This is a genomic window from Sorangiineae bacterium MSr12523 (genome assembly GCA_037157775.1).
In the GTDB taxonomy this organism is placed as follows: Bacteria; Myxococcota_A; Polyangia; order Polyangiales; family Polyangiaceae; genus Pendulispora; species Pendulispora brunnea.
Genome location: CP089982.1, coordinates 9,086,065 through 9,112,961, shown reverse-complemented (window position 1 = coordinate 9,112,961; position 26,897 = coordinate 9,086,065). Strand labels below are relative to the sequence as shown.

The 26,897-nt window shown below is 63.4% G+C and carries 26 protein-coding genes and 1 pseudogene; 19 read left to right on the top strand and 8 right to left on the bottom strand.

The annotated features are described in order from the left end of the window. Positions 1–173: 173 nt before the first annotated feature. Complete coding sequence (locus LZC95_35380; GenBank protein ID WXA91721.1) at positions 174–1,541, top strand: sigma-54 dependent transcriptional regulator; 1,368 nt, start codon at positions 174–176, stop codon at positions 1,539–1,541. Here the strand turns inward: LZC95_35380 and LZC95_35375 are convergent. Next, positions 1,538–2,458 carry a diguanylate cyclase gene (locus LZC95_35375; GenBank protein WXA91720.1) on the bottom strand — a complete coding sequence of 307 codons (921 nt, stop codon included), beginning with the start codon at positions 2,456–2,458 and terminating at the stop codon, positions 1,538–1,540. The two genes, LZC95_35380 and LZC95_35375, sit on opposite strands and share 4 nt — an antisense overlap. A 222-nt stretch (positions 2,459–2,680) precedes the next feature. Then, positions 2,681–3,856 (bottom strand): HAMP domain-containing histidine kinase, encoded by a 1,176-nt coding sequence (locus LZC95_35370; GenBank protein ID WXA91719.1) that lies wholly within the window; start codon positions 3,854–3,856, stop codon positions 2,681–2,683. Between the two features lie 98 nt (positions 3,857–3,954). Between LZC95_35370 and LZC95_35365 the strand changes: the two genes are divergently transcribed. The 4 genes from LZC95_35365 to LZC95_35350 are packed head-to-tail and all read left to right on the top strand — an operon-like array spanning position 3,955 to position 6,742. Further along, positions 3,955–4,914, top strand: a complete 960-nt coding sequence (locus LZC95_35365; GenBank protein WXA91718.1) for a protoglobin domain-containing protein — start codon at positions 3,955–3,957, stop codon at positions 4,912–4,914. Then, complete coding sequence (locus LZC95_35360; protein ID WXA91717.1) at positions 4,911–5,303, top strand: STAS domain-containing protein; 393 nt, start codon at positions 4,911–4,913, stop codon at positions 5,301–5,303. The genes LZC95_35365 and LZC95_35360 overlap by 4 nt, the downstream gene beginning before the upstream one ends. 9 nt (positions 5,304–5,312) lie before the next feature. After that, a complete protein-coding gene (locus LZC95_35355) occupies positions 5,313–5,729 on the top strand; it encodes an anti-sigma regulatory factor (GenBank protein WXA91716.1) in 417 nt (138 codons plus the stop codon). Then, positions 5,714–6,742 carry a SpoIIE family protein phosphatase gene (locus LZC95_35350; GenBank protein WXA91715.1) on the top strand — a complete coding sequence of 343 codons (1,029 nt, stop codon included), beginning with the start codon at positions 5,714–5,716 and terminating at the stop codon, positions 6,740–6,742. Before LZC95_35355 ends, LZC95_35350 begins: the two co-directional genes overlap by 16 nt. Before the next feature lie 9 nt (positions 6,743–6,751). Here the strand turns inward: LZC95_35350 and LZC95_35345 are convergent, their stop codons facing one another. Further along, entirely contained in the window at positions 6,752–9,454 is a 2,703-nt protein-coding gene (locus LZC95_35345; protein ID WXA91714.1) for a CHASE domain-containing protein, read from the bottom strand. A 137-nt stretch (positions 9,455–9,591) separates the two neighbouring features. On the opposite strand from LZC95_35345, the gene LZC95_35340 reads away from it, so the two are divergent. The 5 genes from LZC95_35340 (at position 9,592) to LZC95_35320 (ending at position 14,077) form a co-directional block, all read left to right on the top strand. Further along, entirely contained in the window at positions 9,592–10,914 is a 1,323-nt protein-coding gene (locus tag LZC95_35340; protein ID WXA91713.1) for a diguanylate cyclase, read from the top strand. A 524-nt stretch (positions 10,915–11,438) separates the two neighbouring features. Continuing rightward, positions 11,439–11,867, top strand: coding sequence for a CBS domain-containing protein (locus tag LZC95_35335; GenBank protein WXA91712.1), 429 nt, complete (start codon positions 11,439–11,441; stop codon positions 11,865–11,867). A 126-nt stretch (positions 11,868–11,993) separates the two neighbouring features. After that, entirely contained in the window at positions 11,994–12,431 is a 438-nt protein-coding gene (locus tag LZC95_35330) for a CBS domain-containing protein (protein ID WXB00248.1), read from the top strand. Between the two features lie 48 nt (positions 12,432–12,479). Further along, the gene (locus LZC95_35325; protein ID WXA91711.1) at positions 12,480–13,277 is read left to right on the top strand and encodes an OmpA family protein; all 798 of its coding nucleotides are present in this window, start codon (positions 12,480–12,482) and stop codon (positions 13,275–13,277) included. After that, positions 13,274–14,077 (top strand): TIGR00730 family Rossman fold protein, encoded by an 804-nt coding sequence (locus LZC95_35320; protein WXA91710.1) that lies wholly within the window; start codon positions 13,274–13,276, stop codon positions 14,075–14,077. Before LZC95_35325 ends, LZC95_35320 begins: the two co-directional genes overlap by 4 nt. 18 nt (positions 14,078–14,095) lie before the next feature. Here the strand turns inward: LZC95_35320 and LZC95_35315 are convergent, their stop codons facing one another. Then, positions 14,096–15,166, bottom strand: a complete 1,071-nt coding sequence (locus LZC95_35315; GenBank protein ID WXA91709.1) for a universal stress protein — start codon at positions 15,164–15,166, stop codon at positions 14,096–14,098. A 106-nt stretch (positions 15,167–15,272) separates the two neighbouring features. Beyond that, positions 15,273–16,841, bottom strand: a complete 1,569-nt coding sequence (locus tag LZC95_35310) for a dephospho-CoA kinase (GenBank protein ID WXA91708.1) — start codon at positions 16,839–16,841, stop codon at positions 15,273–15,275. A 212-nt stretch (positions 16,842–17,053) separates the two neighbouring features. On the opposite strand from LZC95_35310, the gene LZC95_35305 reads away from it, so the two are divergent. The 7 genes and pseudogenes from LZC95_35305 (at position 17,054) to LZC95_35275 (ending at position 22,107) form a co-directional block, all read left to right on the top strand. Beyond that, positions 17,054–18,418 (top strand): sigma-54 dependent transcriptional regulator, encoded by a 1,365-nt coding sequence (locus tag LZC95_35305; protein ID WXA91707.1) that lies wholly within the window; start codon positions 17,054–17,056, stop codon positions 18,416–18,418. A gap of 45 nt (positions 18,419–18,463) precedes the next feature. Continuing rightward, complete coding sequence (locus tag LZC95_35300) at positions 18,464–18,934, top strand: hypothetical protein (GenBank protein ID WXA91706.1); 471 nt, start codon at positions 18,464–18,466, stop codon at positions 18,932–18,934. Further along, complete coding sequence (locus LZC95_35295; GenBank protein WXA91705.1) at positions 18,931–19,269, top strand: hypothetical protein; 339 nt, start codon at positions 18,931–18,933, stop codon at positions 19,267–19,269. The genes LZC95_35300 and LZC95_35295 overlap by 4 nt, the downstream gene beginning before the upstream one ends. Continuing rightward, entirely contained in the window at positions 19,266–21,551 is a 2,286-nt protein-coding gene (hypF, locus tag LZC95_35290) for a carbamoyltransferase HypF (protein WXA91704.1), read from the top strand. The genes LZC95_35295 and hypF overlap by 4 nt, the downstream gene beginning before the upstream one ends. After that, positions 21,529–21,762: a HypC/HybG/HupF family hydrogenase formation chaperone gene (locus tag LZC95_35285; GenBank protein WXA91703.1), complete on the top strand. Its 234-nt coding sequence runs from the start codon at positions 21,529–21,531 to the stop codon at positions 21,760–21,762. Before hypF ends, LZC95_35285 begins: the two co-directional genes overlap by 23 nt. Before the next feature lie 94 nt (positions 21,763–21,856). Beyond that, complete coding sequence (locus tag LZC95_35280) at positions 21,857–22,033, top strand: hydrogenase formation protein HypD (GenBank protein WXA91702.1); 177 nt, start codon at positions 21,857–21,859, stop codon at positions 22,031–22,033. Continuing rightward, positions 22,006–22,107: pseudogene (locus LZC95_35275) on the top strand (hydrogenase expression/formation protein HypE). The gene LZC95_35280 and the pseudogene LZC95_35275 overlap by 28 nt, the downstream one beginning before the upstream one ends. Positions 22,108–22,115: 8 nt before the next feature. Here the strand turns inward: LZC95_35275 and glgP are convergent. Beyond that, positions 22,116–23,762, bottom strand: a complete 1,647-nt coding sequence (gene glgP, locus LZC95_35270) for an alpha-glucan family phosphorylase (GenBank protein WXA91701.1) — start codon at positions 23,760–23,762, stop codon at positions 22,116–22,118. Positions 23,763–23,905: 143 nt separating this feature from the next. On the opposite strand from glgP, the gene LZC95_35265 reads away from it, so the two are divergent. Then, on the top strand, positions 23,906–24,379 hold the full coding sequence (locus LZC95_35265; GenBank protein ID WXA91700.1) for a universal stress protein: 474 nt from the start codon (positions 23,906–23,908) through the stop codon (positions 24,377–24,379). 75 nt (positions 24,380–24,454) lie between these two features. Here the strand turns inward: LZC95_35265 and LZC95_35260 are convergent, their stop codons facing one another. Continuing rightward, positions 24,455–24,895, bottom strand: a complete 441-nt coding sequence (locus LZC95_35260; GenBank protein WXA91699.1) for a universal stress protein — start codon at positions 24,893–24,895, stop codon at positions 24,455–24,457. 175 nt (positions 24,896–25,070) lie between these two features. On the opposite strand from LZC95_35260, the gene LZC95_35255 reads away from it, so the two are divergent. Continuing rightward, entirely contained in the window at positions 25,071–25,535 is a 465-nt protein-coding gene (locus tag LZC95_35255; GenBank protein ID WXA91698.1) for a BON domain-containing protein, read from the top strand. Between the two features lie 275 nt (positions 25,536–25,810). On the opposite strand, the gene LZC95_35250 is transcribed toward LZC95_35255, so the two are convergent. Then, positions 25,811–26,848 carry a universal stress protein gene (locus tag LZC95_35250; GenBank protein WXA91697.1) on the bottom strand — a complete coding sequence of 346 codons (1,038 nt, stop codon included), beginning with the start codon at positions 26,846–26,848 and terminating at the stop codon, positions 25,811–25,813. Positions 26,849–26,897 lie beyond the last annotated feature (49 nt).

Genomic DNA, 26,897 nt, shown 5'->3' with positions numbered 1-26,897 from the left:
GGTTCCTCGTGCGGCGATGAGCAAGTCCCCGGCCATCGATGGGGCATCTTTTTCGCGCGCGTGGCGAGGCACTTCGGTCCACGAGGTAGCTGCAGATTCTGCGTTCACGCGCAAGGGACGCGCTATCCTTGTCGAATGTCGGTGTCCCCTTCGCGTGGAGGCGAACGAAACGTATGAGCAAGGCTAGAATCCTCGTGGTGGACGATGAAGCGAGCGCGCGCAATGGCCTCGCAAAGCTCCTTGCGCAGGACGACTACGCGGTGGACATGGCGGCCGATGGCAAGGAGGCGCTCGACATGGTCCAGGAGAAGGCGCCCGACCTCATCGTGACCGATCTCCAGATGCCCAACATGGGGGGCATGGATCTGCTGAACCAAGTCAAAGCGCTGGCGCAAGCGATCCCTGTCATCGTCGTGACGGGGCTCGGCGAGGTCGCGCCAGCCGTCGCGGCGATGCGCGCGGGGGCCGAAGACTATCTCACCAAGCCGGTCGACGCCGATGCGATGGTGGTCGCGGTGGAACGCGCCTTGGAGCGGCGCGAGCTCGCGGCCGAGTCCGAGAATCTGCGTCGCCAGTTGCGGGCGCGCGATCAAGAAGGGCTCGAAGGCTTGCTCGGAACCAGTCCGGCCATGAACAAGGTTTATCGGACGGCGCGGCAAGTCGCTCCGTCCCGCGCGACGGTGTTGATCACGGGTGAAAGCGGTACGGGAAAGGGCGAGCTTGCGAGGGCGATTCACACGCTGAGCCCGCGCGCGAAGGCACCGTTCGTCGCCCTGCATTGTGCGTCGCTCGCGGAGTCGTTGCTCGAGAGCGAGCTCTTTGGGCATGAAAAAGGTTCCTTCACGGGTGCGGACAAACGCCGCATCGGACGCTTCGAGCAGGCGAACAACGGCACGCTCTTCTTGGACGAAATCGGGGAGATACCGCCGCTTACGCAAGTGAAGCTCCTGCGTGTGCTTCAGGAGCGGACCTTCGAGCGGGTCGGCGGCAACGAGCCCGTCAAAGTCGACGTGCGGCTCTTGGCCGCCACCAACAAGGATCTCGCCGCCGAGGTGCGCGAAGGGCGTTTTCGCGAGGACCTCTATTATCGGCTGAATGTCGTTCACGTCGAAATGCCCCCGTTGCGGTTGCGCGGGCACGACGTGGCGATCCTTGCGGAGCACTTTCTGCGAAAGTTCGCGCGCGAGAATCACCGAAGGCTCGACGGATTTTCCGATGCGGCGCGGGCGAAAATCGTAGGCCACCGTTGGTCCGGCAACGTGCGTGAGCTGGAGAACTCGATCGAGCGGGCCGTCGTCCTTGCCGAAGGAAGCCGCATCGAGGAATCCGATCTGCCGTTCGAGGGCGCTCCTGTCGTGCAAGGCGCCGTACGCATTCCGGGTGCGACCATGGCGGAGATCGAGAAGTACGCCATTTTGGCGACACTCGAGGCGGCTGACGGTTCAACGGCGCGCGCAGCGGACATTCTCGACATCAGCGTGCGCACTGTTCAATATCGGTTGCACGAGTACGGAGTGGCACCGTCCCGGTCGCGCTCCTAGCGGGGTCGAGACGGGGCGATTTCCACGCGGTTGCGGCCTAGGGCCTTGGCGCGGTAAAGTGCCGCATCCGCGCGGGCGAGCCAGGCATCGATGCTCGCATCGACGGATGGATCCAACTCCGCAACGCCGATGCTGACGCTCACGATGCGGCGCGCGGACGTGTTCAGGATGGAGAGCTGCTCGATGGTCTTGCGCACGCGGTTCATTGCGCGCACCGCCTGGCGAAGGGCCTGCTCGGGCAGGAGCACTAGAAATTCTTCGCCACCATAACGATACACGCCATCGACGTCGCGCACGTTCCGGCGGATCGTTTGCGCAATTCGCTGCAAAACGGCGTCGCCTGCGAGGTGTCCGAACTGGTCATTGTAGCTCTTGAACTCGTCGACATCGACAATGGCCATGGCGCAGGTACTTCGATATCGCTTCGTCCTCGACCAGACCGTCGCCAAATCCTCATCGAGTCGCAGACGATTCCCCAGCTGCGTAAGCGGATCCGTGCGCGCTGCCCGAAGCGACGTTTGGCTCTCCCGCTCGAGTCGCCGATGTAGATTCACGAGCCGCTCGGCGGAGCCCAGGTAGGCCCGAATCTCATTTAGATTGCTACATTTTTCGTAACAACCATCGGCACCGGCTTCCATGGCCCGTAGGAAATGCTCTTTGTCGCTCAATCCGGTGAGCAAAATGAAATACGTATAATGGTTGCCGTTTTCTGCGTTGCGAATGCGCTGGCACAGCTCCACGCCGTTCATGCGTGGCATTTGCCAATCGCTCAGAACGACATCCACGTGTTCCGTTTGCAGAATTCTCCACGCTTCCTCACCGTTGCATGCGGCGAGGCAGTGGTATCCCAGCGCCTCCACCATCTCGCAGAGGGCGTCGCGAACCGCACTTTGATCGTCGACCACGAGAACCGTCACAGGAACGCCGATTGCTTCTGCTGCAGTCGTGGTGACGGTCCGTAGAATCTCGGTGCTATCGGAAGCGGGAAGGCGATGGGAGGCAAACGGCATGATCGAGGCAAAGGACTGCAGATGCCGTGCCCGGATGTTTTGCGGTTCCTTGAACCGCAATCCGGTGCGCCGATTGCGCGTCGACGCAGAATATGCACATGGCCGCGCGGGAGGCCCAAGCGTCCAAATTTAGGGCGCCGTGAGCGGAAACCAGAGCGTGAAGGTCGTACCCTTGCCGACGGCCGTATCCAGCTTGATCGAACCGCCGTGACGTCGGGCGCAGGCTTCCACCATCGCGAGCCCGAGGCCCGTGCCTTCTTCGCCCTTGGTGGTGAAAAATGGCTCGAAGACGCGGCGTTGCACGTCCTCGGGAATTCCAGGTCCGTCGTCGGCAATTTGCACCCAGCTGCCACCGTTGGACGCGCCGGTGCGCAGGGTAATCGTGCCGCCATCCGGCATGGCGTCGACGGCGTTGACCACCAAGTTGACCAGCGCGCTCACGATGTCGCCGGCGCGTCCGCGAAATATGGGTGGCGCGCCGAGTTCCTCGTCCACGCGGTGGCGGCGGCCGCTGGCCGTGGTCATCCGAGGTCGGGCGATTTCGGCGGCTTCGTGAACGAGGCGGTTCAAATCGACGTTCTCGGTCCGCGGCTCCGGCGATTGCCGGCTGTACTCGCGCAGGCGTTCGAGCGTCTGCAGGCCGCGGGTGAGCACCTGCTTCATCTCGGCGATGGTCTCTTTGGCGTCATCGGTCTTGCCGCGCTCGAGGCCGCGTGCGAGGAGCTGAAGATGCAGCGAAAGCGGATTCAATATGTTCTTCAGGTCGTGCGAAACGCCGGCGGCCATTTGCCCGAGCGCGCGCAGCTTCTCGCTGCGGGCCAGTGTCTCCTGGGAGGCCCGCAGCTCCGCATGCGAGCGCACGAGCTGCTGAAGCTGCGCATCGCTCGCGAGGGCGATGGCCGCGAGATCGACCAGCGCTTCGCCGAGGTCGACTTGGCCGTGTGGCGCCTCCGTGGCGAAGAACATGACCACGGAGCCGAAAAGGCCTCCGCCACTGACGAGCGGGTGCGAGCGGACGTGGGCGAAGCGCCCATGGCAGGCCGCGACGAGTTGGGCGCCGAGCTCCTCGCCGATGACGTCAGGGTCGACCTGGACACCCTCGAGCTCCTTGGGGAGGTGGCGCGACGGCACGAAGGTAGCCCCGCCCGGGCCAATGGCGAGGACCGCGACCGCGTCGGCCTTCACGTGTTTCACCAGGGCATCGGCCAGCAGCGGCAAAACTTTGGCGCCGGCGCGCGCCTCCGACGCGAGCCGCGCGAAGCGTACGAGCACGTCGATGCTGCTCTCGGTGGGCACGGGACTCATGGTATGGATCGGCCACCCCGTCTTCAAGCTCGCTGCCGCTTGGACCGCGGACCGAGCGTCGGTACTTCTACCATTGTAGCTGCGCCCCAGGAGCGAGCATGGACGATCACCGCAAGTACATGAGGGTCTTGAAGCTCGACGAGGCCGAGCTCGCAAGCCGGCGCGCCTTCTTCGAGATTACCGACGAGGACCTGGGACGGCTCGCTGCGCTTCGGCCGTTCGCCGAAAAGTACACGGATGCCATCGTCGAGCAGTTTTACGAGCTTCTCTTGGGCCACCCCGAGACCAAGAAGTTTTTTCCCGACGCCGCCACGGTCAAACGGGTCAAGAGATCGCAGCGCGACTACTTCCTCGGGCTCTTCGCCGGAAAGTGCGATCTCGCGTACGTCGAAGATCGACTTCGCGTGGGCAAGGCGCACGAGCACATCGGTCTCTCGACGAAGTGGTATCACGGTGCGTACCGGAAGTACCTGCAGCTCATCTCCCATTACCTCTTTCAGGAGCTGAACGACGTCGGCAAGGCGCGCGAGGCGGTCGACAGCATTCAAAAGTTGGTCTCCTTCGACACCGCGCTTGCGACGGACACGTACCTGGCGGCCAAGCTCGATGCCATCGAGCGGCACCAGGCGGCGATCCGCGAGCTTTCGACTCCGGTCATACGGGTCCATCACCGGATTTTGCTCATGCCGCTCGTCGGAGCGATCGACAGCCGCCGCGCGAATCAAGTGATGGATAGCGTGCTGCTCAAGGTCGTCGAAGCGCAGGCCAAATGCATCATCATCGACATTGCGGGCGTTCCGGTGGTCGACACCAAGGTGGCCGATAGCCTGGTGAAGACGACCGCCGCAGTGCACCTGCTTGGAGCCGAAACGATCCTGACGGGCATCACCGCCCAGGTGGCCCGCACGATCGTGCAACTCGGTGTCGATATTTCGACGATGCACACGTTGAGTCGACTGGCCGAGGGCATCGAGTTGGCGCTCTCGCTCGTCGGGAAGTCGATCCAATCCACCAAGCGCACCCGCAAACCCTCGAAGCGAACGGTCAAGCGCGGATGAAAGGCATCATTCCCATCCTGCGCCTTGGGAAAACGCTTCTCGCGACAATCCAGACGGATCTGCGCGACAACGTTGCCCAGGCATTCCAGGAAGACGTGCTGTCGGCCTTGGAGAGTCGCGGAACGAATGGCCTCGTCATTGACATCAGCGGTCTCGAAATGGTCGACACCTTCGTGGCGCGTGTTCTGGTTGAGACGGGCCGCATGGCCAAGCTCATGGGCGCCATCACCGTGCTCGTGGGCATGCGGCCCGAGGTGGCGGCCACCCTCGTTCGAATGGGCTACTCGATGGACGGGGTGCAAACCGCGCTCAATCTCGAAGAGGGGCTCGCCCTGCTTCGCAGGTCGAGGGCTCGCAAACCAGCGACGCCGCGCACGCGGAAGCGGTGAGGTGCCCCGGTGGCTGAGAGCGTGCTCGAGCATCACGAGATGCAGATTCAAAACGAGGACGATATCGTGCTCGTTCGGCGCAAGGCGCGCGATATCGCGCAGGCTTGTGGCTTCGATATTTTCGCCGTGTCGGCGGTGACCACGGCTGCGTCCGAGTTGGCTCGCAACGTCTGGGTGCACGCTGGCCAGGGAATTGCATTCGTTGAACGCCTGGCCGACGGTGCCCGCTCGGGGGTGCGCGTCGTATTCAAGGACGAAGGGCCAGGGATCCCCGATGTGGAACGCGTTCTCTCAGGTGGTTACAGCACGGCAAAATCGATGGGCCTAGGCCTTTCCGGCAGCCGGCGTCTCGTGGACGAGTTTTCCATCGAGTCGACCGTCGGCCAGGGAACCACGGTGACGTTCGTCAAATGGACACCTTACTGATCGAGGGATGGCTCGAGGGGCTCGACCGGACGCCGATGATCGACGAGGCGTCGGTCGCCCTCGTTCGAGAGCAGGTCCGCGCGATCGGGGCCGAGCTTTCGCTCTCGAAGACGGTCATCGGCAGTTTGGTCAATGTCGCGAGCGAACTCGGGCACAATCAATTGCGGCATGCCCGGCGAGGATCCATCGCCATTCGCCGCATCGAGCGGGGCGGCGTTCCGGGGCTCGAGATCGTGGCGGCCGATACGGGCGACGGCATCGTGCATCCGGCGCAGGCCATCCAAGGCAAGGCGCGCGGCGAGTCGAGTGGTGGCGACAGTCTCGGTGTAGGCCTGGCCGCCGTCGTCGAACTCGCGGACGAGGTCGATTTCGACGTTCGCATGCAAGAGGGAACGTGCATTTGGGCGCGCAAGTTCGCAGCGGCCGTTCCACGACGGCGGCAGGTCGGGATTTATGGACGCCCGCACCCCGAGGAACGTATCAGCGGCGACGACGGCATGTTCGTGCGGCAGGACGATGCGCTGTTGGTCGGTGTCGCGGACGGACTGGGGCACGGGTACCTTGCACGCGATGCGTCGTCGCGCGCCGTGGAGACGGTCCGCGAGCACGCGCCCTTGGGCATCGAGCGCACCCTCGAGAAGTGCCATGCCACCCTTGCGGGAACACGCGGAGCCGTCATGACGGTCGCGCGCGTGAATGAACCTGGAGACACAGTGGAAGCGGCGTACGCGGGGAACGTGAACCTTCACATCTACGGTCCTCGAGGTGCGCGCCGCGGCATGGGGCCTTCCATCGTGCTGGGCATGCCCAACACGAAGCCGAAGGCGTGGCGCGAGGATCATGCCTTGGACGGGCGCGATGTGCTCGTCCTCTTCTCGGACGGACTTACCACGCGAACGGACATCGACGGTGAGTTCGATCTGCTTCGCGAGCATCCCATCGTCGTCGCACAGGCACTCGCCGATCGTTTTGGGCGCGACAATGACGATTTGCTCGTGCTCGTCGCACGCTAATTTGGACGGTCACGCAGGGAACGTAAGCTGAAACGAGGCCCCGCCCATACCGTTCACCTCGAGCTCCGCGTCGAGTTGCTCCGACAAGGTGCAAATGAGCTGGAGTCCGAGAGAGTCAGAACTCCGGATATCGAGATCGTACGGCAAGCCAACGCCGTTGTCCTTTACAGCCAGCCGGAGACGTCCCGCATCCAGCTTCGTCAGCTCGACCCGGATGGTTCCCTCGCGACCATCTCGAAAACCGTGTTTCAGTGCATTCGTGATGAGTTCGTTCAAAACGAGGCCGCAGGGGATGGCCCGATCGACTGCAAGCGCGAGGTCCTCGATGTCGAGTTCCAACCTGACGCTCGTGAGAGACCCATCCGTCGTGGCGTGAAAGACATTCGTGGCCAGGCTTCGTGCGTATTCCGAGAACGGGACGTTCGAATAGTCTTTCGATTGATAGAGCTTTTCGTGAATGAGCGCGATCGCCTGCACCCGCGTTTGGCACTCTTCCAGAGCATCGCGGTTGGCTCCCGCGTCGAGCTTTCGGACTTGCATGTTGATGATGCTGGAGATGACTTGCAAATTGTTCTTCACGCGATGATGGATTTCTTGAATCAACACTTCGCGCTCACGCAGCGCCTTGGACAATTCTGCGGTGCGGCCGCTTACCCGCTCCTCGAGCTCCGCATTTAGGCTCTGAAGCTCGTTCAGGAGTCGGTTCCGCTCGTTCTCTGCGCGCTTGCGCGCGGTGATGTCGACGATCGAGCCGAGGACGAAGTCTCCATCTGCCGTATGCATAGGGTTCAGCCCAATTTCGACCGGCACTTCGGAGCCATCTTTGCGTATGCCATAGAGTTCGCGGCCTTCGCCCATGAGTCTCGCCTTTGGTTCCTGAAAGAAAGCAGCCCTGTAGTCGGGATGGCGGCTGCGCGATTTCATCGGGACCAATATTTCGACGCGCTGCCCAATCAGCTCCTCGCGTGTGTACCCGAACAGTCGCTCCACGAGCGCGTTGACCAGCACGATCTTTCCGCTGCCGTCGACCATCAGCATCCCGGTCGACGCCGCTTCGATCGTCGAGCGAAACTTCTCTTCAGCCTGGGTCGCCCGAGCAGTCTCGGCACTGAGTTCATCGAGGGCTCGTTGTACCTGGGAGGCTCGGCCCGTTGCCATCAGTATCACGACGCCGAGGATGCCGACGAAGAGAAGCCCGCCGGCCAACACCATCCAGGCCTGCCAGCTACGATGCGCCGTCATGTACGCGTCCGTTGCGCTCACCTCGATCGTCCAGTGCCGGCCCCCGAAGATGAACGTCTCGCTCCAGTGGCGGGAGCCCGAGCTCTCGTCGGTTTGCGAACTCGCGTACACGAGCCGGTAGTCCTGCGATGCGTCCTGGTCGAGCAGGCGAAATACGAGGCCCCCGTCGTCGATGCCTCGTAGCGTTGTTTCCACCACGTGATCCATTCGAAAGGCGCCGACGGCGTATCCACGGAGGGGGCGCGGTGATGGTGCATCGTTCATCGGTGCGACCACTGGTGCAATCAACAGTATTCCGTAAGGCGAATTGATTTCCTGGACCAGCGTCACCCGCGAGGTAACGCTCGGAGCGCCCGTATTGCGCGCCCTCGTCAGGGCCTCGAGGCGAACCGGATCGGAGGCGATGTCGAATCCCAGGGCGGACTGGTTGCCCTGCTCGGGTTCGACATAATGAGCCGGCACGTATTCGGTGCGCATTGTCGCCCGCCGCAGCACGCCAGGGCGCTCTTGTTCCGTGATTTCGAATCCCGATAGCCCTTCCCGTCTGGCAACCGCTTCGAACTCCGCGCGTCGCGCGTTCTCGATGCGCGGATTCCAGCCTAGGGCCTGGATACCGGGATACCTCTTCAAGGCATGCTGACAGAATTCGCGAAACTGCGTTCGGCTCACGTCAGGAGACGCTTCGAAGAGGCTCGAGAGGAAGCCCACCACGCCTTGATATTCGGAGAGCCTTGCCTCGAGCGCGTGGGCGACCGGTGTGGCTCGCCGTTCGAATTCGGTTCGCTGGCGAGTCTCTTCCCAGGCGCGGGCTTTCAAGAAGAGGACCGTCACCACGGCGAAACCCACGAGCAAAGGAATCCCCACGATGGCACGGCGGTGCCGCCAAACGGGATCGAGCCCGGGAACGACCAACAAGGCAAGCGGCGTGAAAATCATGACGCCAATGGAGTCGCCTACCCACCAGGTCCACCAGCTAAACGCGAAGTGCGACCAGGGGACGATCCCCGTTCCACATAACGTGACCAGGCCCACGGTCGGGCTCGCGAGGCATGATATGGGACCGCCTAGAAGAGTGAACTTCGTAATGTCACGGTCGACCTCGAGCGCCGTGGGGAAGCCCACGAATCGACGGATGAGCAAAGCTCCAAGCGTAGCCTGCAAGGCTGCGCCGAATCCGATCCCGGTGGCGATGGCCAGCGACCGGGCGAGAGCAGCACCGCTGCTCGTGTCGAAGGACGTTGCCGCATTGACGAGAAAGGAGCCCAACGCGATCCCCGGTGCGACACGCGGGCCCCAGAAGAGGACGCAGATCAAAGCCAAACCGGCGGCTGGCCACACCGCCGTTGCGTAGCCCGGGGGAATCGCCATGAGCAGCGCGAGCTTTCCCGCGACCCAGTAGATCGCTGTAGCAACGAACGAGCGCAGTGCCCAACCCACGGCGGTGCGCGTGCGCGCTTCGAAAGCCATCATCGGTTCTCGTTAGAGTAGTTCAAACGGACGTGCGCGGCTGCACGACGGAGGGCGATTGCACGGCTCTGTCGTACGTGGGCGTACCAAAATGCTTTGGTTCGGTTCTCGTCATCGAAGGACGCATGGCACACTGAGAGATGCCCAAATATTCGGTGCTCATCGTCGAAGACGAGCGAATCGTCGCGATGGACCTTCAGCAAATGTTGACCGCGCTCGGATACGACGCTTATGCGATTGCTTCGTCGGCCACGGAGGCGTTTGCGCGCGCAAGCGAAAAGCGCCCGGATGTCGTGTTGATGGATATTCGCATCAAAGGCCAGATGGACGGCATTCGCACGGCGGCGGTTCTCCGCGAAAAGTTCGACGTGCCGATTGTCTATCTTACGGCTCACGCCGACGATGCCACCATTGCACGGGCGAAGAAGACGGCGCCGCACGGATATTTGCTCAAGCCCGTGAAATCTACGGAAATGAAAAGTGCCATTGAAGTTTCGATTTACCGGAACGAGATGGAAAAGGAGCTGCGCACCCGCGAGGCGTTGTTTCGAGATACTCTCGCGTCCATTGCTGACGGCATCGTGACATTGGATGCCCGGGCGCACATCGTACAAATGAACGCCGCCGCGGAGAACCTCACGGGGTGGAGTCACACCGAGGCGCGAGGAAAGTCGCTCGAGCTCCTGCTGTGTCCGAAGTCCGATGGCGGTCGGCATCCGGCCGCGCTGGGAACCGAACTTCCCGATCTCGTGGAAGCCGTTTTGGCGGACGGCCTCACCCGGCATGGCGAAAGCGGCGAAGGTCCAACGGGTCGAAGCTTTGGTTATTCGGTCACGGCCCTTGCGGATCCTGTCGGCCGCGTCGTTGGCGCCGTGCTCCACCTGCACGATATTACCGAACGGCGCCAGTCCGACTCCGAGATTCGCGTGCTCCACGCGCACCTCGCGGAGTTGGCAAAGACGGACGAGCTGACCGGGGTCGCGAACCATCGCGCCTTCAAAGAACGCCTCAAGCAGATCGTCGCGGAAGGAGAGCGAGGTCGTGCCTTTGCATTGGCACTTTGCGACCTGGACGACTTCAAGGGAATCAACGATGACCTCGGCCACCGAGCGGGCGACCAGGCGCTGGTGGGAGTGGCGCGGGCACTGAAGAACAATGTTCGCGAAACCGACTTCGTGGCCCGCTACGGCGGGGATGAATTTTGTATCCTGTTCACGGACGTCACCGAGGAGGTTGCCGTCGCCCTCACCGAAAGATTGCGCCGATCGGTCGCGTTGATTCGCGAGCCCATCTCCGTGACCGCCAGCTTCGGTCTTTGCGGCTATTCCAAGTCTTTTCATGGCGATGCTTCGGCGTTCCTCGACGCCGTCGACGCCGCGCTCTATCGATCGAAGCACGCGGGGCGAAATCGGGTGGAGCTGAGCAGAGATGAGCAAGCGGACAGCTCTCAAGGCTTAGACTAGGTTGAGCGCGGGTACGACCTTCGTCCGCCGTACGCGGTAGTCTTATCGAGGGTCGGTCATGCTGGAATTCCTGAGACGTATTCTATCGTCCGACGGCTTCATGCCCCACGGACACTGTTACCTGTGGAGCCCGGAGATCGTCGGGCTGACGCAGTTGACGGCATCGGGTTGCCCGGCAGCGTGGATTGGCAGAAGGCGGGCTCGCTCGGGCTCCAGCTCGTCTCCACCCTTGCCGAACAGCTCGAGGGGACGGTCTGCGTCCGCAACGAGCTCGGGACGACGTTCGAGCTTACCTTTTCCGCCGAATGATTCGGGAGACGCGCGCGCTGCGTCTGCGCGCAAACGGTGCACGTGCACGCGTCGCCGCGCGGGTATCGAGCGAGGACGTCGTTGGCATTGCTTTCGCACTTTTTTGGGCGCTTGGAGGTAGCCATGTCCATGTCCGAAGCGCTCTTTTCGATTCGAGCGGCCAGCCGACGAGGCCGCTCGCTTCCTCGCCACGGTCGTTCATCGAGGAGCCGCTCGTGAGCCTCTCGCGCTTTCTGCGCGCGGTGACGACCGTTTCCGAGACCGATCCAGTGGCCGTGGCCGCGGGCAAACTTCGCGACGCGCACGTAGGATGCGTCGTCGTGACCCGTGGCGGTCGGCCCGTCGGCATCGTCACCGACCGCGACCTCGCGGTCCGGGTGGTGGCCGAGGGGCGTGACCCGTGGCGTACGCTCGTTTCGGATATCGTCACGTACGATCCCATCGTCCTCGAGGCCTCCGATGGCATCGAGACGGCCGTCGCACGCATGCGCGAGCACGGGGTCCGACGATTGCCCATCGTCGACGCGTCCGGTGCTGTCGTTGGCATCGTCACCTCCGACGATCTCGTCCTTTTGGTGGGCCGCGAGATGTCCGACTTGTGCGAAGGCATCAACGGGAGCGCCGACACCTGCGACAGCCGATAACGGCTTACGACGCACGCAAAGCTTGGACGCATTCTTGCTTTTGCAGATTTCATGGTTGCAAATCAAAGTCGACGAAAACGTAAAGTGCCAAGGTCCGACGAATTGCGGCATGCCGTGGCCGAGTTCATGACGGCCTCGCCCTACTCGATCGGGCCAGATGAATCTCTGGAGACGGCGCATGGAATGATGCGCCGCTATCAGGTTCGCCATCTGCCCGTGCTCGAGTATGGAAACCTCGTGGGCATCGTTTCGCAACGAGACCTGTACCTCATTGAATCGCTGCCCGGCGTCATCGTTCGTGACACGCGCGTACAGGAAGCGATGTCCGAGGACGCGTACTGCGTCCAGCCCGACGCGTGGCTCGACGACGTGGCGCGGGAGATGGCCGACAAGAAGTACGGCTGCGCGGTGGTGATGAAGGGCACTGACGTCCGTGGGATCTTCACCACGACCGACGCCCTGCTGGCGCTTTCGAAGCTTCTTCGAGCACGCGACGCCGAAGCGCACCGCACGTCGTGCGCCGTGGCGCAGGCGGTGCGCGTTTCCAACGACGAAGGACAGTGAAGAAGAGCACCTCGCTCTTTGGCGTGCTCGTTGCGTTGGGAGCCCATCATGAAGCGATTGACCATTCTCCCGACCCTCGGGTATTCCGTTTTCGCTCTGCTCGTCTCGGGTTGCGTCTCCTCGGGGAAGTACGATACCGCGGTGAAGAATGCCGAGAATGCACGCAACGAGTTGCGGCATGTCATGCAGACGGACCGCGTGCAAATCGATGATCTCAAACGGAGGTACAACGAGGCCGACTCCGAACGCACGCAGTTGCGCGGCGAGGTGGAGCGACTCGGATCGTCTGCAGACTCCCTCGCGGCTGAAAAGGGATCGCTTTCGTCCCAACTGAGTGACATGCGGCGAGCACACAGCGCCGCCGAAGCGCGCGCGCTCCTCTACCGGGCCCTCGCGCTGCGTTTCAAAAGGATGATCGACGCTGGCGATCTGAGCATCGTCTTGCGCGATGGACGCATGGTACTGCGGCTGCCCAACGACGTCCTCTTCGAGTCGGGGCAAGTGGATATCAAGCCGCGCGGCCAGACCGCCTTGAAACAAATTGCCATGGCGCTGAAGGGCATCGCGGGGCGCCAATTCCAAGTTGCCGGTCACACCGACAATGTACCCATCGATACCGCACGCTTCCCCTCCAATTGGGAACTATCCACGGCACGCGGCGTGGAGGTGGTCCGCTTTCTCGTCGCTCAGGGGGTCGCTCCGGGGGCACTCTCCGCGGCGGGTTACGGCGAATTCGAGCCGATCACGTCGAACGACGACGCAGGCGGGCGAGCCCGCAACCGGCGCATCGAAATCACGCTACAGCCCAACGTCGACGAGATGATCGCCATACCGGAAAACAAGTGACCACCGTACCCCGCGAACGTGCGCTCGCCGAGATCGGGAGGGCCCATGCGGACTGGCCGTCCGTTTGGCCGTCGTCCACACCCGATCCGGCCGAGCGACGGCTTCTCGAGGGGCCACATGCGCGCCACCAGGAGCTGCGGCAGGCGCTCCGTATCTTCATCGAATGCATTCGCGGCTTCCGCGTCCTTCATTTCGTGGGACCGTGCGTTACCGTCTTCGGCTCTGCGCGCTTCGATGCTGCGCATCCCTATTATGCGCTCGGCGAAGAATTGGGAGCTCGGCTCGCGCAGACCGGCTTTACCGTGATGACCGGCGGCGGTCCGGGGCTCATGGAGGCGGCCAATCGCGGCGCCAAGCGGGTTGGCGGCCGTTCCATTGGATGCAATATACGTTTGCCCCACGAGCAAAAACCCAATCCGTACCTCGATCGGATGTTGGAGTTTCGGTACTTCTTCGTTCGGAAATTGATGCTCGTCAAATATTCGTATGCCTTCGTGGCGTTGCCCGGGGGCTTCGGGACGCTGGATGAAATCTTCGAAATAGCTGTGCTGATTCAGACGGGCAAAGTGAGGGAGTTCCCCTTGATTCTCATGGGGGTCGAATTCTGGAAACCTTTCGTCACGATGCTGCGCGAGCGGCTCCTACCTGCCGGAACCATCGACCCGGAGGATATCCGCCGCATCACTGTGACCGATTCGCCGGCGGAAGCGGCCGCCATCGTCCGTGAGGCGGCGATTGGCAAGTTTGGACTCGAATACCGCTCGCCCGTTCGCCGTCGCTGGTACTTGGGGGAAAGGTGACGCTATGGTCATGCGGTGTCACGCCGCGACCACCTCGGTCGCGCGGATGCATTGCGTGAGGCGGTGCGCACTCGGGGCACTGAAGTCGCGGTATGCGGCCGACGCGTCCGCGTGCGCGTGCAACCTGTGAAGGACCACCGCGTCCGGGAAGCGCGTTTTCAACTCGGCAAGCGCTTCGTCAGAGGCTACGGGGGCCGCGAAGACGAGGCGGTCCGGCCCGAGCTTCGCCAGCGCGTCGGCCGCGACCAGGGGACGCCACGGGTCGAGGAAGGCGTCGCTCACGACGACGACCGTACGCCGCCAGAGATCGCCCAGCGACGCCGTGCCCCGGATCTTCGTCGCGTCGTGTTCGAGCTTTTCCCGCGTATCTGTGAGGAGGTGGTCTCGATTCTCCGCGGCCACCGCTTTTTGCACGGCGCCAGGGGCGAAGTGGGTCAAGCCGCCCTCGCAGGCCGCTCCCAACGTGAAACCTTCCGACGTGAGGCGATCCGTGAGGAGCACATCGAAGGAGGCCCCGAGGATGCGCGCGACCTCGGTCCCCACGACGATGCCACCCGGGGAGATGGCAACGACTGCAGGCGATTGCGCCCGCAGCGACTCGAGGGCGGCCGCAAGCTCGCGGCCTGCCTGCACGCGGTCCTCGAACCAAAATCCGTGGACGGTGAGCACGGGGACCGGCGACAGCCGAACCACCCGCTCCGCCACACTTCCCAAAAGACGATGGGGAATGCCGCGGCGACCATGCGAGCCCACGACGATGATGTCGGCATGCACCTCCTTGGCGGCGGCCACGATGGTGCGCCATGCGGTTCCATCGCAGAACAACGCATGGGCGTTGGGAACGCGCTTGCGAACCTCCTGCACGGTCGACTCGAGGTGATGGATCGCGCCCTGCCGGCGACCGTTGAACGCTTCGACGGGGAGTGGCATCGGAAGGCCGATGGCGTGCGGGTAGGGGGCTGGCTCCAGCACGTGCACGAGCGTGAGCTTCGCGTCGAACCTTTCAGCGAGCTCGATGGCGCTTGCGAGCGCGCGTTCGGACGCCGGGCTAAAATCGGTGGCCAACAGGATGTGTCGAACGGGGTTCATGCCGTTCCCTCCAAGCACCGACCGCGCCAACGCGATCCCGCAAGGGGCGGCGCCATCGTGACCCGGCAGGAATTGCGTACACATGCAGCGATTGCACCCACCGAAATCAGAAGCCGGGCCCCAGTTCGGCGCGCAGGGTCTTCATGGTTTCCGCCATAGATTTCGTACTGTCGATGCGCACGTGCTCCGTCGAGGGGAGCTCGATGACGGGTTCGAATCGCGCGCAGAAATCGTCGAAAATAGCCAGCCGCCCGTCGGAAACGCCGCCGCGCCGCCGCTCGAGCCGCGCGCGGCATACGTCCTTCGGCGCATCGCACTCGATGAAGCGGAAGGGCGCACCGTGCATCATGGCGAGGTGCCTGAACGCGCCTCGCATTTGCTCCGAGCGAAACGAAGCATCGACCACCACCGGTCGTCCGGATTCGAGGACGACCTGCGCGCGCCGGAGTACTTCCGCGTAGACCCGATCCGTAAACGCGGGATCGTACGCGCCGCTCCACGCAGCGTCCGGTAAGTACTGCGTGGGGGCGACGCCAAGCATCGACTTGCGGGTGCGATCGGCATCGACGATCGGCGCGTTGAGCTCCGCGGCGATACGTTCCGCGATGGTGCTTTTTCCCGATGCGATGAGCCCGCCCACCGCGACGACGGTGGGGAGAAGGAGCGGCCGGCGGTCCGCGGACAAGGCGAGAAGGAAGTAACGTCGAGCATCCTCTTTGGCCCGCGCGCGTGATTCCAGGCCGACCGACGAATCGTCGGCGACGAGGGCCGCAATCTTTCCGCGTACGAATGCCCGGTAGCTCTCGTAAAAGTCGACGAGGGCATACAAGTCGAAATCGTTCGACTCGCGCGCATACGTGGCGAGCAGGCGCTCGGCCAAATCGACGCGTTCGCGCCCTGCAAGATCCATGGATAGAAATGCGATGTCGGCGCACACGTCGGCGAATCGGAATCGCTCGTTGAACTCGATGCAGTCGAGAATGGTAATGGCGGCCGATTCCAAATAAACATGCTCGAGGCGGAGGTCGCCATGACCGTCTCGAACGCGTCCCTGCCGCACACGCTCCTCGAAGAGGGCGGTATGCCCGCGTAGGAATGCCCGCTGCCAGCGAACCAGCTCGTCGGCTTGCGCGGCGTCGAGGTAGCGTTCGAGCGTTGCTCGGGTCTGGGCGAAATTCTCCTCGAGATTTCGCTCGATGGTGGACGGGGCCCCAAAATGGGCCGCCGAGGGATCGACACCGAGGCCGGCGTGAAAACCGGCAATCCGTTTCGCGATGGCATCGATGGCCGTGACGTCGAGGTTTCCGGCCGCGAGCAAAGCGTCTGCGCGAAACGCGTCGGGAAGGCGTCGCATGTGAACCGCCCAGTCCACGATGTCTCCGGCATCACCCAGGTATGCCATTCCGTTTGCGTCCACACGGATCGGCACGACACCGATGTACACGTCCGGCGCGAGCCGCGCGTTGAGCCGCACCTCGGCTTCGCACATCGCCTTGCGTTGCGCGAGTATCCTGAAATCGAGGAAGCCGAAGTCAACGGGCTTTTTGACCTTGAACACATCCCGCTCCAAAACGAATACCCAGGAAATGTGGGTTTCGATGAGCGTGACCATCCCGGTGAGTGCGCGTGACGCGTAGGCCTCGCCTCGCTGGAGATCCTGCTTGATGTCGAGCATGGGGTTGGTCCGTAGGGCAGCAATTCGCGAACCAGGTCGCCTGCGCGCGCCGCTTGCGCCAAGGTGCACGGTTTGCGCGTGCGCGAGGCCGACGAATGCAAATGCATATGGTTCTCCGCGGCTGGCCGGGTTTTTGCTGTTCTGGTGAGGCGCCGCGCGGACTTTGCATTCGCGTGCAGGCGTTGCGACGTGAGGCCTGCGAAAGGAGTGTCATGAGCAAGGCTCGAATTCTGGTGGTCGACGATGTGGAGAGCGCGCGCAATGGGCTTGCCAGGCTTTTGGAGCAGGACGGCTACGCCGTCGAACGAGCGGCCGACGGCAAAGAGGGCTTGGACATCGCCCTGGAGAAGTCGCCCGATCTCATCGTGAGCGACCTCGCCATGCCGGTCATGGGAGGGATGGAGCTCCTGGCGCAAGTGAAAAAGCAAGTAGCCACCATCCCGGTGATCGTGGCCACATCGTCGGATGACCTTGGATCCGCGGTGGCCGCCATGCGTGCCGGCGCTGCAGATTACCTGACGAAGCCGATTGATGCCGACGCCATGCTCATTGCCATCGAACGCGTGCTCGAGCGCCGCGAGCTCGCGGCAGAGACGGAGAACCTGCGCCGCCAGTTGCGCCGGCGCGACCAAGTTGGGCTCGAGGGACTGATCGGCACGAGCCCCGCCATGAACAAGGTCTATCGCATGGCCCGCCAAGTGGCGCCTTCGCGGGCAACCGTGCTCGTCACGGGAGAGAGCGGCACCGGCAAGGGAGAATTGGCCCGCGCTGTCCACGTACTCAGCCCGCGCGCGGCGGATCCATTCGTCACGCTTCATTGTGCGTCGCTCGCGGAATCGTTGCTCGAGAGCGAGCTTTTCGGGCATGAGCGCGGAGCCTTCACGGGGGCTGACAAACGGCGCGTTGGGCGCTTCGAGCAGGCGCACGGCGGTACCCTTTTCCTGGACGAGATAGGAGAGATTCCACCGCTCACGCAGGTCAAGCTTTTGCGCGTGCTGCAAGAGAGGACGTTCGAACGTGTCGGCGGGAACGAACCGATCAAGGTGGACACACGTCTCATTGCAGCCACCAACAAGGATCTCGCGGCCGAAGTTCGTGAAGGCCGCTTCCGCGAGGACCTCTACTATCGGCTGAACGTCGTTCACATCGAGATGCCGCCCCTGCGTTTACGCGGCAGCGACGTGTTGGTGCTCGCGGAGCATTTTTTGGCGAAGTTCGCGCGCGAGAATCAGAAGCGCGTGGACGCCTTCTCCGCGCAAGCGCGGTCCAAGATCTCCGGCCACCGATGGCCCGGAAACGTGCGCGAGCTGGAAAACGCCATCGAGCGCGCCGTCGTTCTCGCGGAACGAGGCTGCATCGAGGAATCCGATTTACCCTTCGAGGGCGTGCCCGTTACCCAGGGCTCCGTGCGCATCCCGGGGGCCACGATGGCCGAAATCGAGAAATACGCCATCTTGTCGACACTCGAAGCCGTCAACGGTTCGACGGCACGCGCCGCGGATATCCTCGATATAGGCATCCGTACCATTCAATACCGGTTGCACGAATATGGCGTTGCTCGACCACGGCCGTCATGAGGCTCGCCGACGGATTCTGGTCTCGGAATCGGCGGGTATGGGCTCGTGATTGTCCGTAGAGGAGAATTGGGCGGCGGCGTCGAGGATCTGACGACCAAGTCGTGCCAGCTCTTCGACCATTTGCTCCTGCAAGCCCTTTGCGTCGGAGCCCGCGGGCACCAGAAGCTCGAGCTCATCGAGGAGCGATCGCACCACGGCGGCTTGGATGCGAACGTCGAGAACACGGTGCTCACGGGCCAGATCTTCGGCGTGCCGCCAGGAGAGCGTCCGCGCGGACGGCGAGGGGAGGGCGGGGAGTTTGGAAGCGGACCGAATCGCGGCCATGTCCTGCGTCAAGCAATGCCAGGGCCAAGGCATCGAACACGTACGGAGCCCAGCGACTTCACCCTCTCGGTGGCGCGGGACCTGCGCGCCGCCGCAAGATCTGCATCGGGGATTCCGTCGTTCCCGGAAAAGCAACCCGTCGCTGCGTTGGAATGCATCGTGCTCCCGTGGCCCGCGAGCACACGTGCATGACGGCGTCCGCCCTTGCCCCTTCGCTGTTTCCCATCGCTCGGGTCGTTCATGACCTCGAGGACACGTTCACCTTTCACTTCGACATGAGCCGAACGCCACTTCGATTCTTACCTGGCCAGTTCAACATGCTTTACGCGTTTGGCGCGGGGGAGGTGGCGATCTCGATCAGCGGCAACCCGGCCACGCCCGAAATTGGACATGGCCCCGGAGTCGACCGTCGCCTTCGTCTGTGGTCCCGAGGTGATGATGCGCTTTGCCGCGCGCGCGCTCGAGCCGACGCGACGCTTCTCGGGCGTACCGGTTTCGGCATTCGCTCGCTCGAGGTGGAGCCATGACCATGCGGTTCGGTATCCGCGTATCGGGAACCGTGCAAGGCGTCGGGTTTCGACCGTTCGTGCATCGCGTCGCGCGTACACTCGGGCTCGCGGGGTGGGTTCGCAACGACGGTGAAGGGGTACGTATCGAGGTGGAAGGCGCGGCACCGTCCCTCGACGCCTTCGTCGCCGCCCTTCGTAGCGCAGCCCCACCACGGGCGGCTCTGGAGAAGCTGCGTGTCGAGTCCCTGCCGCCTCGAAGCGAGACGTCGTTTCTCATCGTTCCAAGCGATCTTGGCGTGCAGGTGGCGGCTACGTTGCCCGCCGACCTCGCCCCATGCGCCGAGTGCTTGCGCGAGATGCACGACCCGGACGCGCGGCGCTACCGCTATCCGTTCACCAACTGCACCGCATGCGGCCCACGGTACACCATCGTTCGGGAGTTGCCGTACGACCGCGCGCGCACCACGATGCGCGGGTTCGAGCTTTGCGTCTCTTGTGAGCGCGAATACCGCGACCCTGACGATCGGCGCTTCCACGCCGAGCCCATTGCGTGCCCGCGCTGTGGTCCGGAGCTCCAGGCGCTTGGGCCCGAGGGCATTCCGCTGGCCAAGGGCGATGCCGCGCTGCGCCTCGGCTTGCGAAAGCTCCTCGACGGAAACATCGTGGCGCTCAAGGCCGTGGGCGGCTATCAGCTTCTCGTCCTCGCCACCAACGGCGCCGCCGTTGCGCGGCTCCGAGAGCGTAAGAAGAGGCCGCACAAGCCCTTTGCTGTCATGGCACCGTCGGTCGACGTATGGACGAGCCATGCGTGGATATCCGCGGGCGAGCAGGACGCATTGCTCTCGCCCGAGGCGCCGATCGTTCTCGTTCGCCGTCGTGAGCCCTCCACCGCGATCACACCCATCGCCCGCGACGTCGCGCCTGGCAATCCGTGGCTTGGGGCGATGCTCCCGTCGTCGCCGATCCATCACCTGCTTCTTGCGGACGTCGGGGCGCCGGTCGTGTGCACGAGTGGCAATCTCTCCGAGGAGCCCATCTGCTACGACGACGTTGAAGCGATCGAGCGCTTGCGCGACGTGGCGGACGTGTTTCTCGTGCACGATCGTCCCATCGCCCGGCCCCTCGACGACTCGGTGGTCCGCGTAGGGCCCAAGGGGCTCGAAGTGCTGCGGCGTGCACGAGGCTATGCTCCGCGGCCGCTGCACCGCGCGCCGTCGCCCACCACGGTGCTCGCACTCGGGGGCCATTTGAAGTCAAGCGTGGCGCTGACGCGCGGCTCGGAGCTGGTGGCAAGTCAGCACATCGGCGATCTCGATACACCGGACGCGCGCGCGTTGCTGGAAAGAACCGTGCGCGATCTGCTGGCGTTCTTCCGCGAACGTCCGGACGTCATCGCCTGCGATCTTCATCCGGATTATGCTTCCACCGAGCTCGCGGAGAGACTTGCCCGCGAGTACCAGGCTCCCCTCGTACGCGTGCAGCATCACCACGCCCACGTTGCGGCGTGCATCGCCGACCACGAGCTCGAGGGTCCGGTGCTCGGCTTCGCTTGGGACGGCACAGGATACGGATTCGACGGGAGCACTTGGGGCGGCGAAGTGTTGGTCTGGGACGGCCGGCGGATGAAGCGCGTAGGCTCCGTCCGACCCTTTCCGCTCGTCGGGGGCGATCGCGCCGTACGCGATCCACGGCGCGCCGCGCTTGGCATCGCATGGGAAATCTTCGGCGCGCAAGCGTACGATGTCGTGGGCCATCTGTTCTCCGGCGTCGAGTGGGCCGTCCTATCGCGCATCGTCTCCGATCGGCCCCCGCGCACGACGAGCATGGGAAGGCTCTTCGACGCGATGGCGTCGCTGACGGGATGGATCGGTCCCTGCTCGTTCGAAGGGCAAACGGCAATGGATCTCGAGTTCGCAGCGGATGGTGCCGGCGATGTGGAGGCCTACCCACGCCCACCTCGGAAAGAGAAGATGCGCCCGCTCCTCTTCGACTGGGAGCCGGTCGTTCGAGGTATCGTGGAGGACGGCGAGCCGCGCCATATGCAGAGTGCACGCTTCCACGAGACGGTGGCCCAATGGGCGCGTGACGTAGCCCATGCCGTGGCTTTGCCTCGGGTCGTCCTCGCCGGAGGATGCTTTCAGAACCAGAGGCTCGCCGCACGGGTGCGAGCCCTCCTGGAGCAGGACGGATTTCTCGTGTACGCGCCGGCTCGAATCCCAACCAATGACGGCGGGATCTCCGTCGGCCAAGCGTGGCTCGCATCGAAGCGGAGGGCCCATGTGTCTCGGCATTCCCGGTGAAGTCGTGAGCATCCTGGAGGCCGAGCTGCGCACGGGTCGCGTTTCGTTTGGCGGCATCGTCAAGGACGTGTGCCTCGCGTACGTTCCCGAAGCGGTGGTGGGCGACTACGTCATCGTGCACGCAGGATTTGCCATTAGCCGCGTCGACGAAACCGAAGCCCGCCGCACGCTGGCCTACTTCGCGGATACCGGTTTTCAGGAGATGCCATGAGGTACGTCGACGAATACCGCGATGGCGAGGCGGCGCGCATGTACGCCGGGGCGCGCTCGTTCGATTCGGCATCGACGAGCTCCTTCCGGCCGAGGTGACGTTGCTTCACGGTCCGGGTTGCCCCGTGTGCGTGACCCCGATCGAAATGATCGACCGCGCTCTGGCCATTGCGTCGCGGCCCGACGTCACCTTTTGCTCCTATGGCGATATGCTGCGCGTGCCCGGAACGCGGTGCGATCTCTTGTCGGCGACGAAGGGCGCGGAAGGGTGATGGTGCGTACGCGGATGCGCGGAAGGCGAGTGCTCGACCTTCTCTCGGGCGAGCAGCTCCCGCGAATCTGCTAACGCTGTCGTCAATCGAGGTACGCATTGGCCACGTACTGCTGGACCATGCGGTGCGTGTTGAAGAACGATGCGTTGAGGGCGATCGTGTGCTGCATGATGGAGGTCCAGCGCTCGCTGCGAAAAGCCGGCAATACGGCGTGTTCGAGTTGCTCGTAGAGGCTTCCGGCGTCGGTATCAGAGCCATCGCCGTGACCGATGGACCAGCCGGTGAGTCCTTCGACGCAGCCCTCCAGCCACCACCCGTCGAGGATGCTGAGGCTCGGCACGCCATTGTGTGCGGCCTTCATTCCGGACGTCCCCGACGCCTCGAGCGGCGGGAGCGGCGTGTTCAGCCACACATCGACACCGGCGACCAAGGTCTTGGCCAGGTCCATGTCGTAATCGGCCAGGTAAACGGTCGGCACATCGTCGCCGAGCTCGCGCGCGGCCGCGAACACCCGGCCAATGAGAGCTTTTCCCTCGACGTCGTTCGGGTGGGCCTTGCCCGCGAAGACCAATTGAAGCTGACCGCGCCCGACCGCGCGAAGTCGCTCGAGATCGTGGAACACGAGATCGAGCCGCTTGTACGAGGTGGCACGCCGAGCGAACCCGATGGTCAGCCGGCGTGGTTCGAAGTTTCGCGCTGTCCGGTCGCGAACCATCTCGAGCAGTGCCTGCTTCGCCACGGCATGCGCTTCCAGGACTTCTTGCGGCGGCAGCACCAGGACTTTGCGCAGCATCGACGGATCGTCGCGCCACTCCGGGATGTGCCGATCGAATAGAGCGCGAAAGGATGGACTCGTCCACGTGGGCGAGTGCACTCCGTTGGTGATGTGCCGAATGTCGCGGCCTGGGAACATGTGCTCGGAGACCTCGCGATGGCGACGGGCGACGCCATTGACGAAGTGGCTTAGGTTCGACGCGAGTAGGGTCATGTTCATGCGCTCCCGTCCCGCGAGTGCTGTGAACAGGTCGGGCGGAATCGGCTCTCCGAGGACTTTTGCAACGAGCTCCCATTCGAACCGATCGTGACCGGCCGGTACGGGCGTATGCGTGGTGAAGACGCAGCGCTCGCGCACGCGATGCAGAGCTTCGTCCGGATTCCCGCTCGAGCTTTCGCGATAGAGCTCCAGCGCCGCCAATGCCGCGTGTCCCTCGTTGAGATGAAAGCGTGTGACGCGGTCGAAGCCGCATGCGCGCAGCGCACGAACGCCTCCCAAGCCAAGAACGATTTCCTGCGCGAGCCGATGTTTGGCATCTCCGCCGTAAAGAGCATCCGTGAGCCGGCGGTCTTCGGGCGAGTTCTCGGCCAGATCGGTGTCCAGAAAAAGGACCGGAACGGTGTATCCGCTGGCGCCCGCGATCTCGTGTTGAAAGACGCGGACGTTGACCGTTCGTCCTTCGATTTGCACTTGGACGCGTGCCGGGAGCGAAGTGAGCAGGCTTTCGGGTTCCCACGAAGTCGGCTCTTCCGTCTGCGCGCCCGATTCGTCGAGCCGTTGTTCGAAGTAGCCGGCCCGCCAAAGCAGGGTGACAGCGACCACGGGCACCGCGAGATCGGCGCACGAGCGCAACATATCCCCGGCGAGAACACCGAGTCCACCCGCGTAGGTCGGAATGCGGGCATCGATGGCCATTTCCATGGAGAGATAAGCAACGTGATGAATGGGGTTCATTGGGAGGCCGCAATGTGCAATGCATATTCCGCCGTCTTCGTTCGCGAGAAGCGCCTTACTCAAAGCGCGCCGATGGCGTCTTAGCGCAAGGCGTGCGCGGAGCTTCTATGTATTCGTGGCAAGGGACTTGCGTCGCCCTCGGCATGAACCTACCGAAACAAATTCTCGTTCCGACCGATTTCAGCCCGTGTGCCGACGAGGCACTCGACTACGCAGTCGCCCTCGCCGAAAAGCTGGGGGCAAAAGTGATCGTGATGCATGCCTACGAGATTCCCGTGGTCGGCTTTCCGGATGGTGCCTACATCACCGGCGCGGACGAGGCGGCTCGGATTCTCACGGCGACTCAGGAAAACCTCGACGCGCTCATCGCAAAGCACGAACGCGGAGCTGCATCGCTGAAAGGACTCCTCAAGAACGGTGAACCAAGCGAGAGCATCGTCGCGGCCGCGCGCGACGTCAGCGCGGATCTCATCGTCATGGGAACGCACGGTCGCCGCGGCCTTGCCCACGCTTTGTTGGGCAGCGTCGCCGAGCGCGTGGTTCGCTCAAGCCCGTGCCCCGTGCTGACGCTCGGCGCGCAAACGGTGCGTCCCGACGCCGTCCTTGCGCGGTCGTGATCCAACGCCCGCGTGGTCGACCACTTGCGTCGGCGTGCACCGTTTTCGGTGCACGCTTTGGCATCGCCAAAAAGATTACTTTGGTCCGGCGCCCTTCGGTCGAACGATGAGCACGGAGCGATCGATGTGATTGACCACTTTGGCCGCCGTCGTACCGAGGACGCGATCGAGCGCGCCGTAGCCGTGCGAGCCAAGGACTACCAAATCGACATCCTGCACGTGCGCCGTCGAGCAAATGGCATCCCACGGCGAGCCGATTTGCGTGAACAGCCCGTCGAGGAGCTCGGGCGGCACATCGCGACTCAACTCTTCCAAGTCATTCTTGGCCTTCTCGAGCAAGAACTCGGGAATCTTATTCGGCGACACCGAGTAAAACTCCGACGGGATCTCCGGCGGAAGGCCGACGACGCGAAAGAGCCTCAACTTGGCGTCGAGCCGCCGTGCAAGGTCAATCGCAGTGGTCAGGACGAGGGGAGCGCGTTGCGAAGCGTCGACACAAACGAGAATGCGTTTCATGTCCTTCGCTTATTCACCGTGCATGCCAGCCCGGGCGCGCATGCGGTGCGTGCGAGCGCAAGACGTGCACGCTGCGATGCGATGTTTTTCGGGTTATTCCGATGGCACCCGATCTGCAGTCGCCTCTTGGGTTGGTTCGATCGCAGCTTCGGGACCAGTACGGGAGAGAACGCTCATGAAAACCGATTCGGAGATTCAACGCGACGTATTGGACGAATTGAGACGGGATACCCGCGTGCGAGAAACGGATGTTGGTGTCGAGGTGCACCAAGGCGTCGTTACCTTGACGGGGGTCGTCCGCAGACCTGCGGAGCGGCTCGCCGCGCAGGAGGCCGCACACAGGGCTCCCGACGTGCTCGACGTTGCGAACGACATCGACGTCAAGCAGATCGATCCTAGCGACCCGACGGACACGGACATTGCGCTCGCCGTAGGCACCGCGCTCGAATGGAACGCAGTCGTCCCGCGCGAGCAAATTCATACCACCGTTACCGCCGGCATTGTGACATTGGAAGGTAACGTCGGGAATCCCAGTCAATCGGAAGAAGCCGCGCGTGCCGTGCGGCATGTGCGAGGGGTCCTGGAGGTGGTCAATCGCATTGCGGTCCTGCCAGATCGGGTGGCGTTCCCCGCACGGTGAGTACCGTGACGGGGAAGGTGCGCATCACCTCCTATGCGACTCTGCCGGGAAACGCACGCGCGGCGCTGCATCCGTGTTCCGACGGCGATGATGTCCGCATCCAGCGTCTGGGCTGCTTAGCGCGGGTGCCCGCTCTCCGGAAGCGTACTTGCGCCCGCCGGACCTCAGCTAGAGAGAGACAGGGCTGCGCTGAACTCGAGTCGAATCGGGTCGATTCGGCGCGACCCGAAAGCGCAGATCGCTCGCGGAGTCGGCTCGCTAGAGCACGTCTGCGCTCATTCGTCGGGAATCGTTACGCTGCGCAGAGCGTCCACGAGATTGCGGGTTGACGGTTCGCGGAAGTAGCGATACGCGGCTGCGGGGTCGAACCCGGCTGGGATGGAATGAATGGCGACGACCTCCGTAGGTTCGTTCGTCAGCGCCGCCTTGACTGGGGCGGACGCCAGTGGTGTCGCGAAGATGATGCGATGAGCTCCGAGGGATCGGACTGCGGCGTCGGCTGCCTTCGCGCTCCAGGTGTCCATCAATGCGTCCGTTACGAGGACGACCGTCCGTCGTGTGAGCTCACCACGGTATGGAACGGTTTGCAGTTCATGAACTTCTTCATCGAGAGCGGCGCGTTCGCGCAGGACGATCGTTTCGCGGTCCTTGGACAGCTTGGCAAGCCCGGTAATCTCTGGGTCGATCCGGCGCGTGCCGTTTTCACAAAGCGCACCGAACACCATGCCATGTTGGCGCAAGGGACGCGTCAACAGGATATCGAGCGACGTGCCCAGCGCACGACTAACCTCCGCCGCGACCACGATTCCTCCGCGCGAAATGGCGATAACGGCAGGCTTCGGCAGGCCGAGCGCGGTGAGTCGCTCGCCCAGCTCGTGTCCAGCTTGTCGGCGGTCCTCGAACCAAAATCCGTGGACAGTGAGCACGGGGACGGATGAGTGCCGCGTCACTTTCTCGGCAACGCTGCCAATCAACGTGTGAACGATGCCGCGGCGGCCGTGCGAGCCCACCAACACGAGATTGGCGTGGGCTTCGTTTGTCGCTCGAACGATTTCCTGCCACGGTCGGCCCCGACGAAGGATACTCGAGCACTCCACGTGACGGGCATGTAGGGTGTCAACGACAGCGTCGAGTGGGCGTCGTGCAGCGTCGCAGAGCCCTTCGATGGACACGTGGGATTCCGGTGGGTCGATGACATGGATGACAGTCACCTTCGCGTGCATCGCTTCGGCTATCTCGGCAGCAGTGACGAGCGCCCGCTGCGAGGCAGGCCCAAAGTCGGTGGCCAAGAGGATGTGTCGAATGGTCGCCATATCCAGTTCTCAGGCACCGAATGCGCCGATGGTCACATCGGCGAATTCG

Coding starts and splice junctions, on each gene's coding strand:
- LZC95_35360 (WXA91717.1), top strand. CDS start 4,911: ATGAAAGGCATCATTCCCATCCTGCGCCTTGGGAAAACGCTTCTCGCG.
- LZC95_35370 (WXA91719.1), bottom strand. CDS start 3,856: ATGAGTCCCGTGCCCACCGAGAGCAGCATCGACGTGCTCGTACGCTTC.
- LZC95_35265 (WXA91700.1), top strand. CDS start 23,906: ATGAACCTACCGAAACAAATTCTCGTTCCGACCGATTTCAGCCCGTGT.
- LZC95_35295 (WXA91705.1), top strand. CDS start 18,931: ATGACGGCGTCCGCCCTTGCCCCTTCGCTGTTTCCCATCGCTCGGGTC.
- LZC95_35380 (WXA91721.1), top strand. CDS start 174: ATGAGCAAGGCTAGAATCCTCGTGGTGGACGATGAAGCGAGCGCGCGC.
- LZC95_35250 (WXA91697.1), bottom strand. CDS start 26,848: ATGGCGACCATTCGACACATCCTCTTGGCCACCGACTTTGGGCCTGCC.
- LZC95_35255 (WXA91698.1), top strand. CDS start 25,071: ATGAAAACCGATTCGGAGATTCAACGCGACGTATTGGACGAATTGAGA.
- LZC95_35260 (WXA91699.1), bottom strand. CDS start 24,895: ATGAAACGCATTCTCGTTTGTGTCGACGCTTCGCAACGCGCTCCCCTC.
- LZC95_35310 (WXA91708.1), bottom strand. CDS start 16,841: ATGCTCGACATCAAGCAGGATCTCCAGCGAGGCGAGGCCTACGCGTCA.
- LZC95_35315 (WXA91709.1), bottom strand. CDS start 15,166: ATGAACCCCGTTCGACACATCCTGTTGGCCACCGATTTTAGCCCGGCG.
- LZC95_35330 (WXB00248.1), top strand. CDS start 11,994: ATGACGGCCTCGCCCTACTCGATCGGGCCAGATGAATCTCTGGAGACG.
- hypF (WXA91704.1), top strand. CDS start 19,266: ATGACCATGCGGTTCGGTATCCGCGTATCGGGAACCGTGCAAGGCGTC.
- LZC95_35305 (WXA91707.1), top strand. CDS start 17,054: ATGAGCAAGGCTCGAATTCTGGTGGTCGACGATGTGGAGAGCGCGCGC.
- LZC95_35345 (WXA91714.1), bottom strand. CDS start 9,454: ATGATGGCTTTCGAAGCGCGCACGCGCACCGCCGTGGGTTGGGCACTG.
- LZC95_35325 (WXA91711.1), top strand. CDS start 12,480: ATGAAGCGATTGACCATTCTCCCGACCCTCGGGTATTCCGTTTTCGCT.
- LZC95_35340 (WXA91713.1), top strand. CDS start 9,592: ATGCCCAAATATTCGGTGCTCATCGTCGAAGACGAGCGAATCGTCGCG.
- LZC95_35285 (WXA91703.1), top strand. CDS start 21,529: ATGTGTCTCGGCATTCCCGGTGAAGTCGTGAGCATCCTGGAGGCCGAG.
- LZC95_35350 (WXA91715.1), top strand. CDS start 5,714: ATGGACACCTTACTGATCGAGGGATGGCTCGAGGGGCTCGACCGGACG.
- LZC95_35365 (WXA91718.1), top strand. CDS start 3,955: ATGGACGATCACCGCAAGTACATGAGGGTCTTGAAGCTCGACGAGGCC.
- glgP (WXA91701.1), bottom strand. CDS start 23,762: ATGAACCCCATTCATCACGTTGCTTATCTCTCCATGGAAATGGCCATC.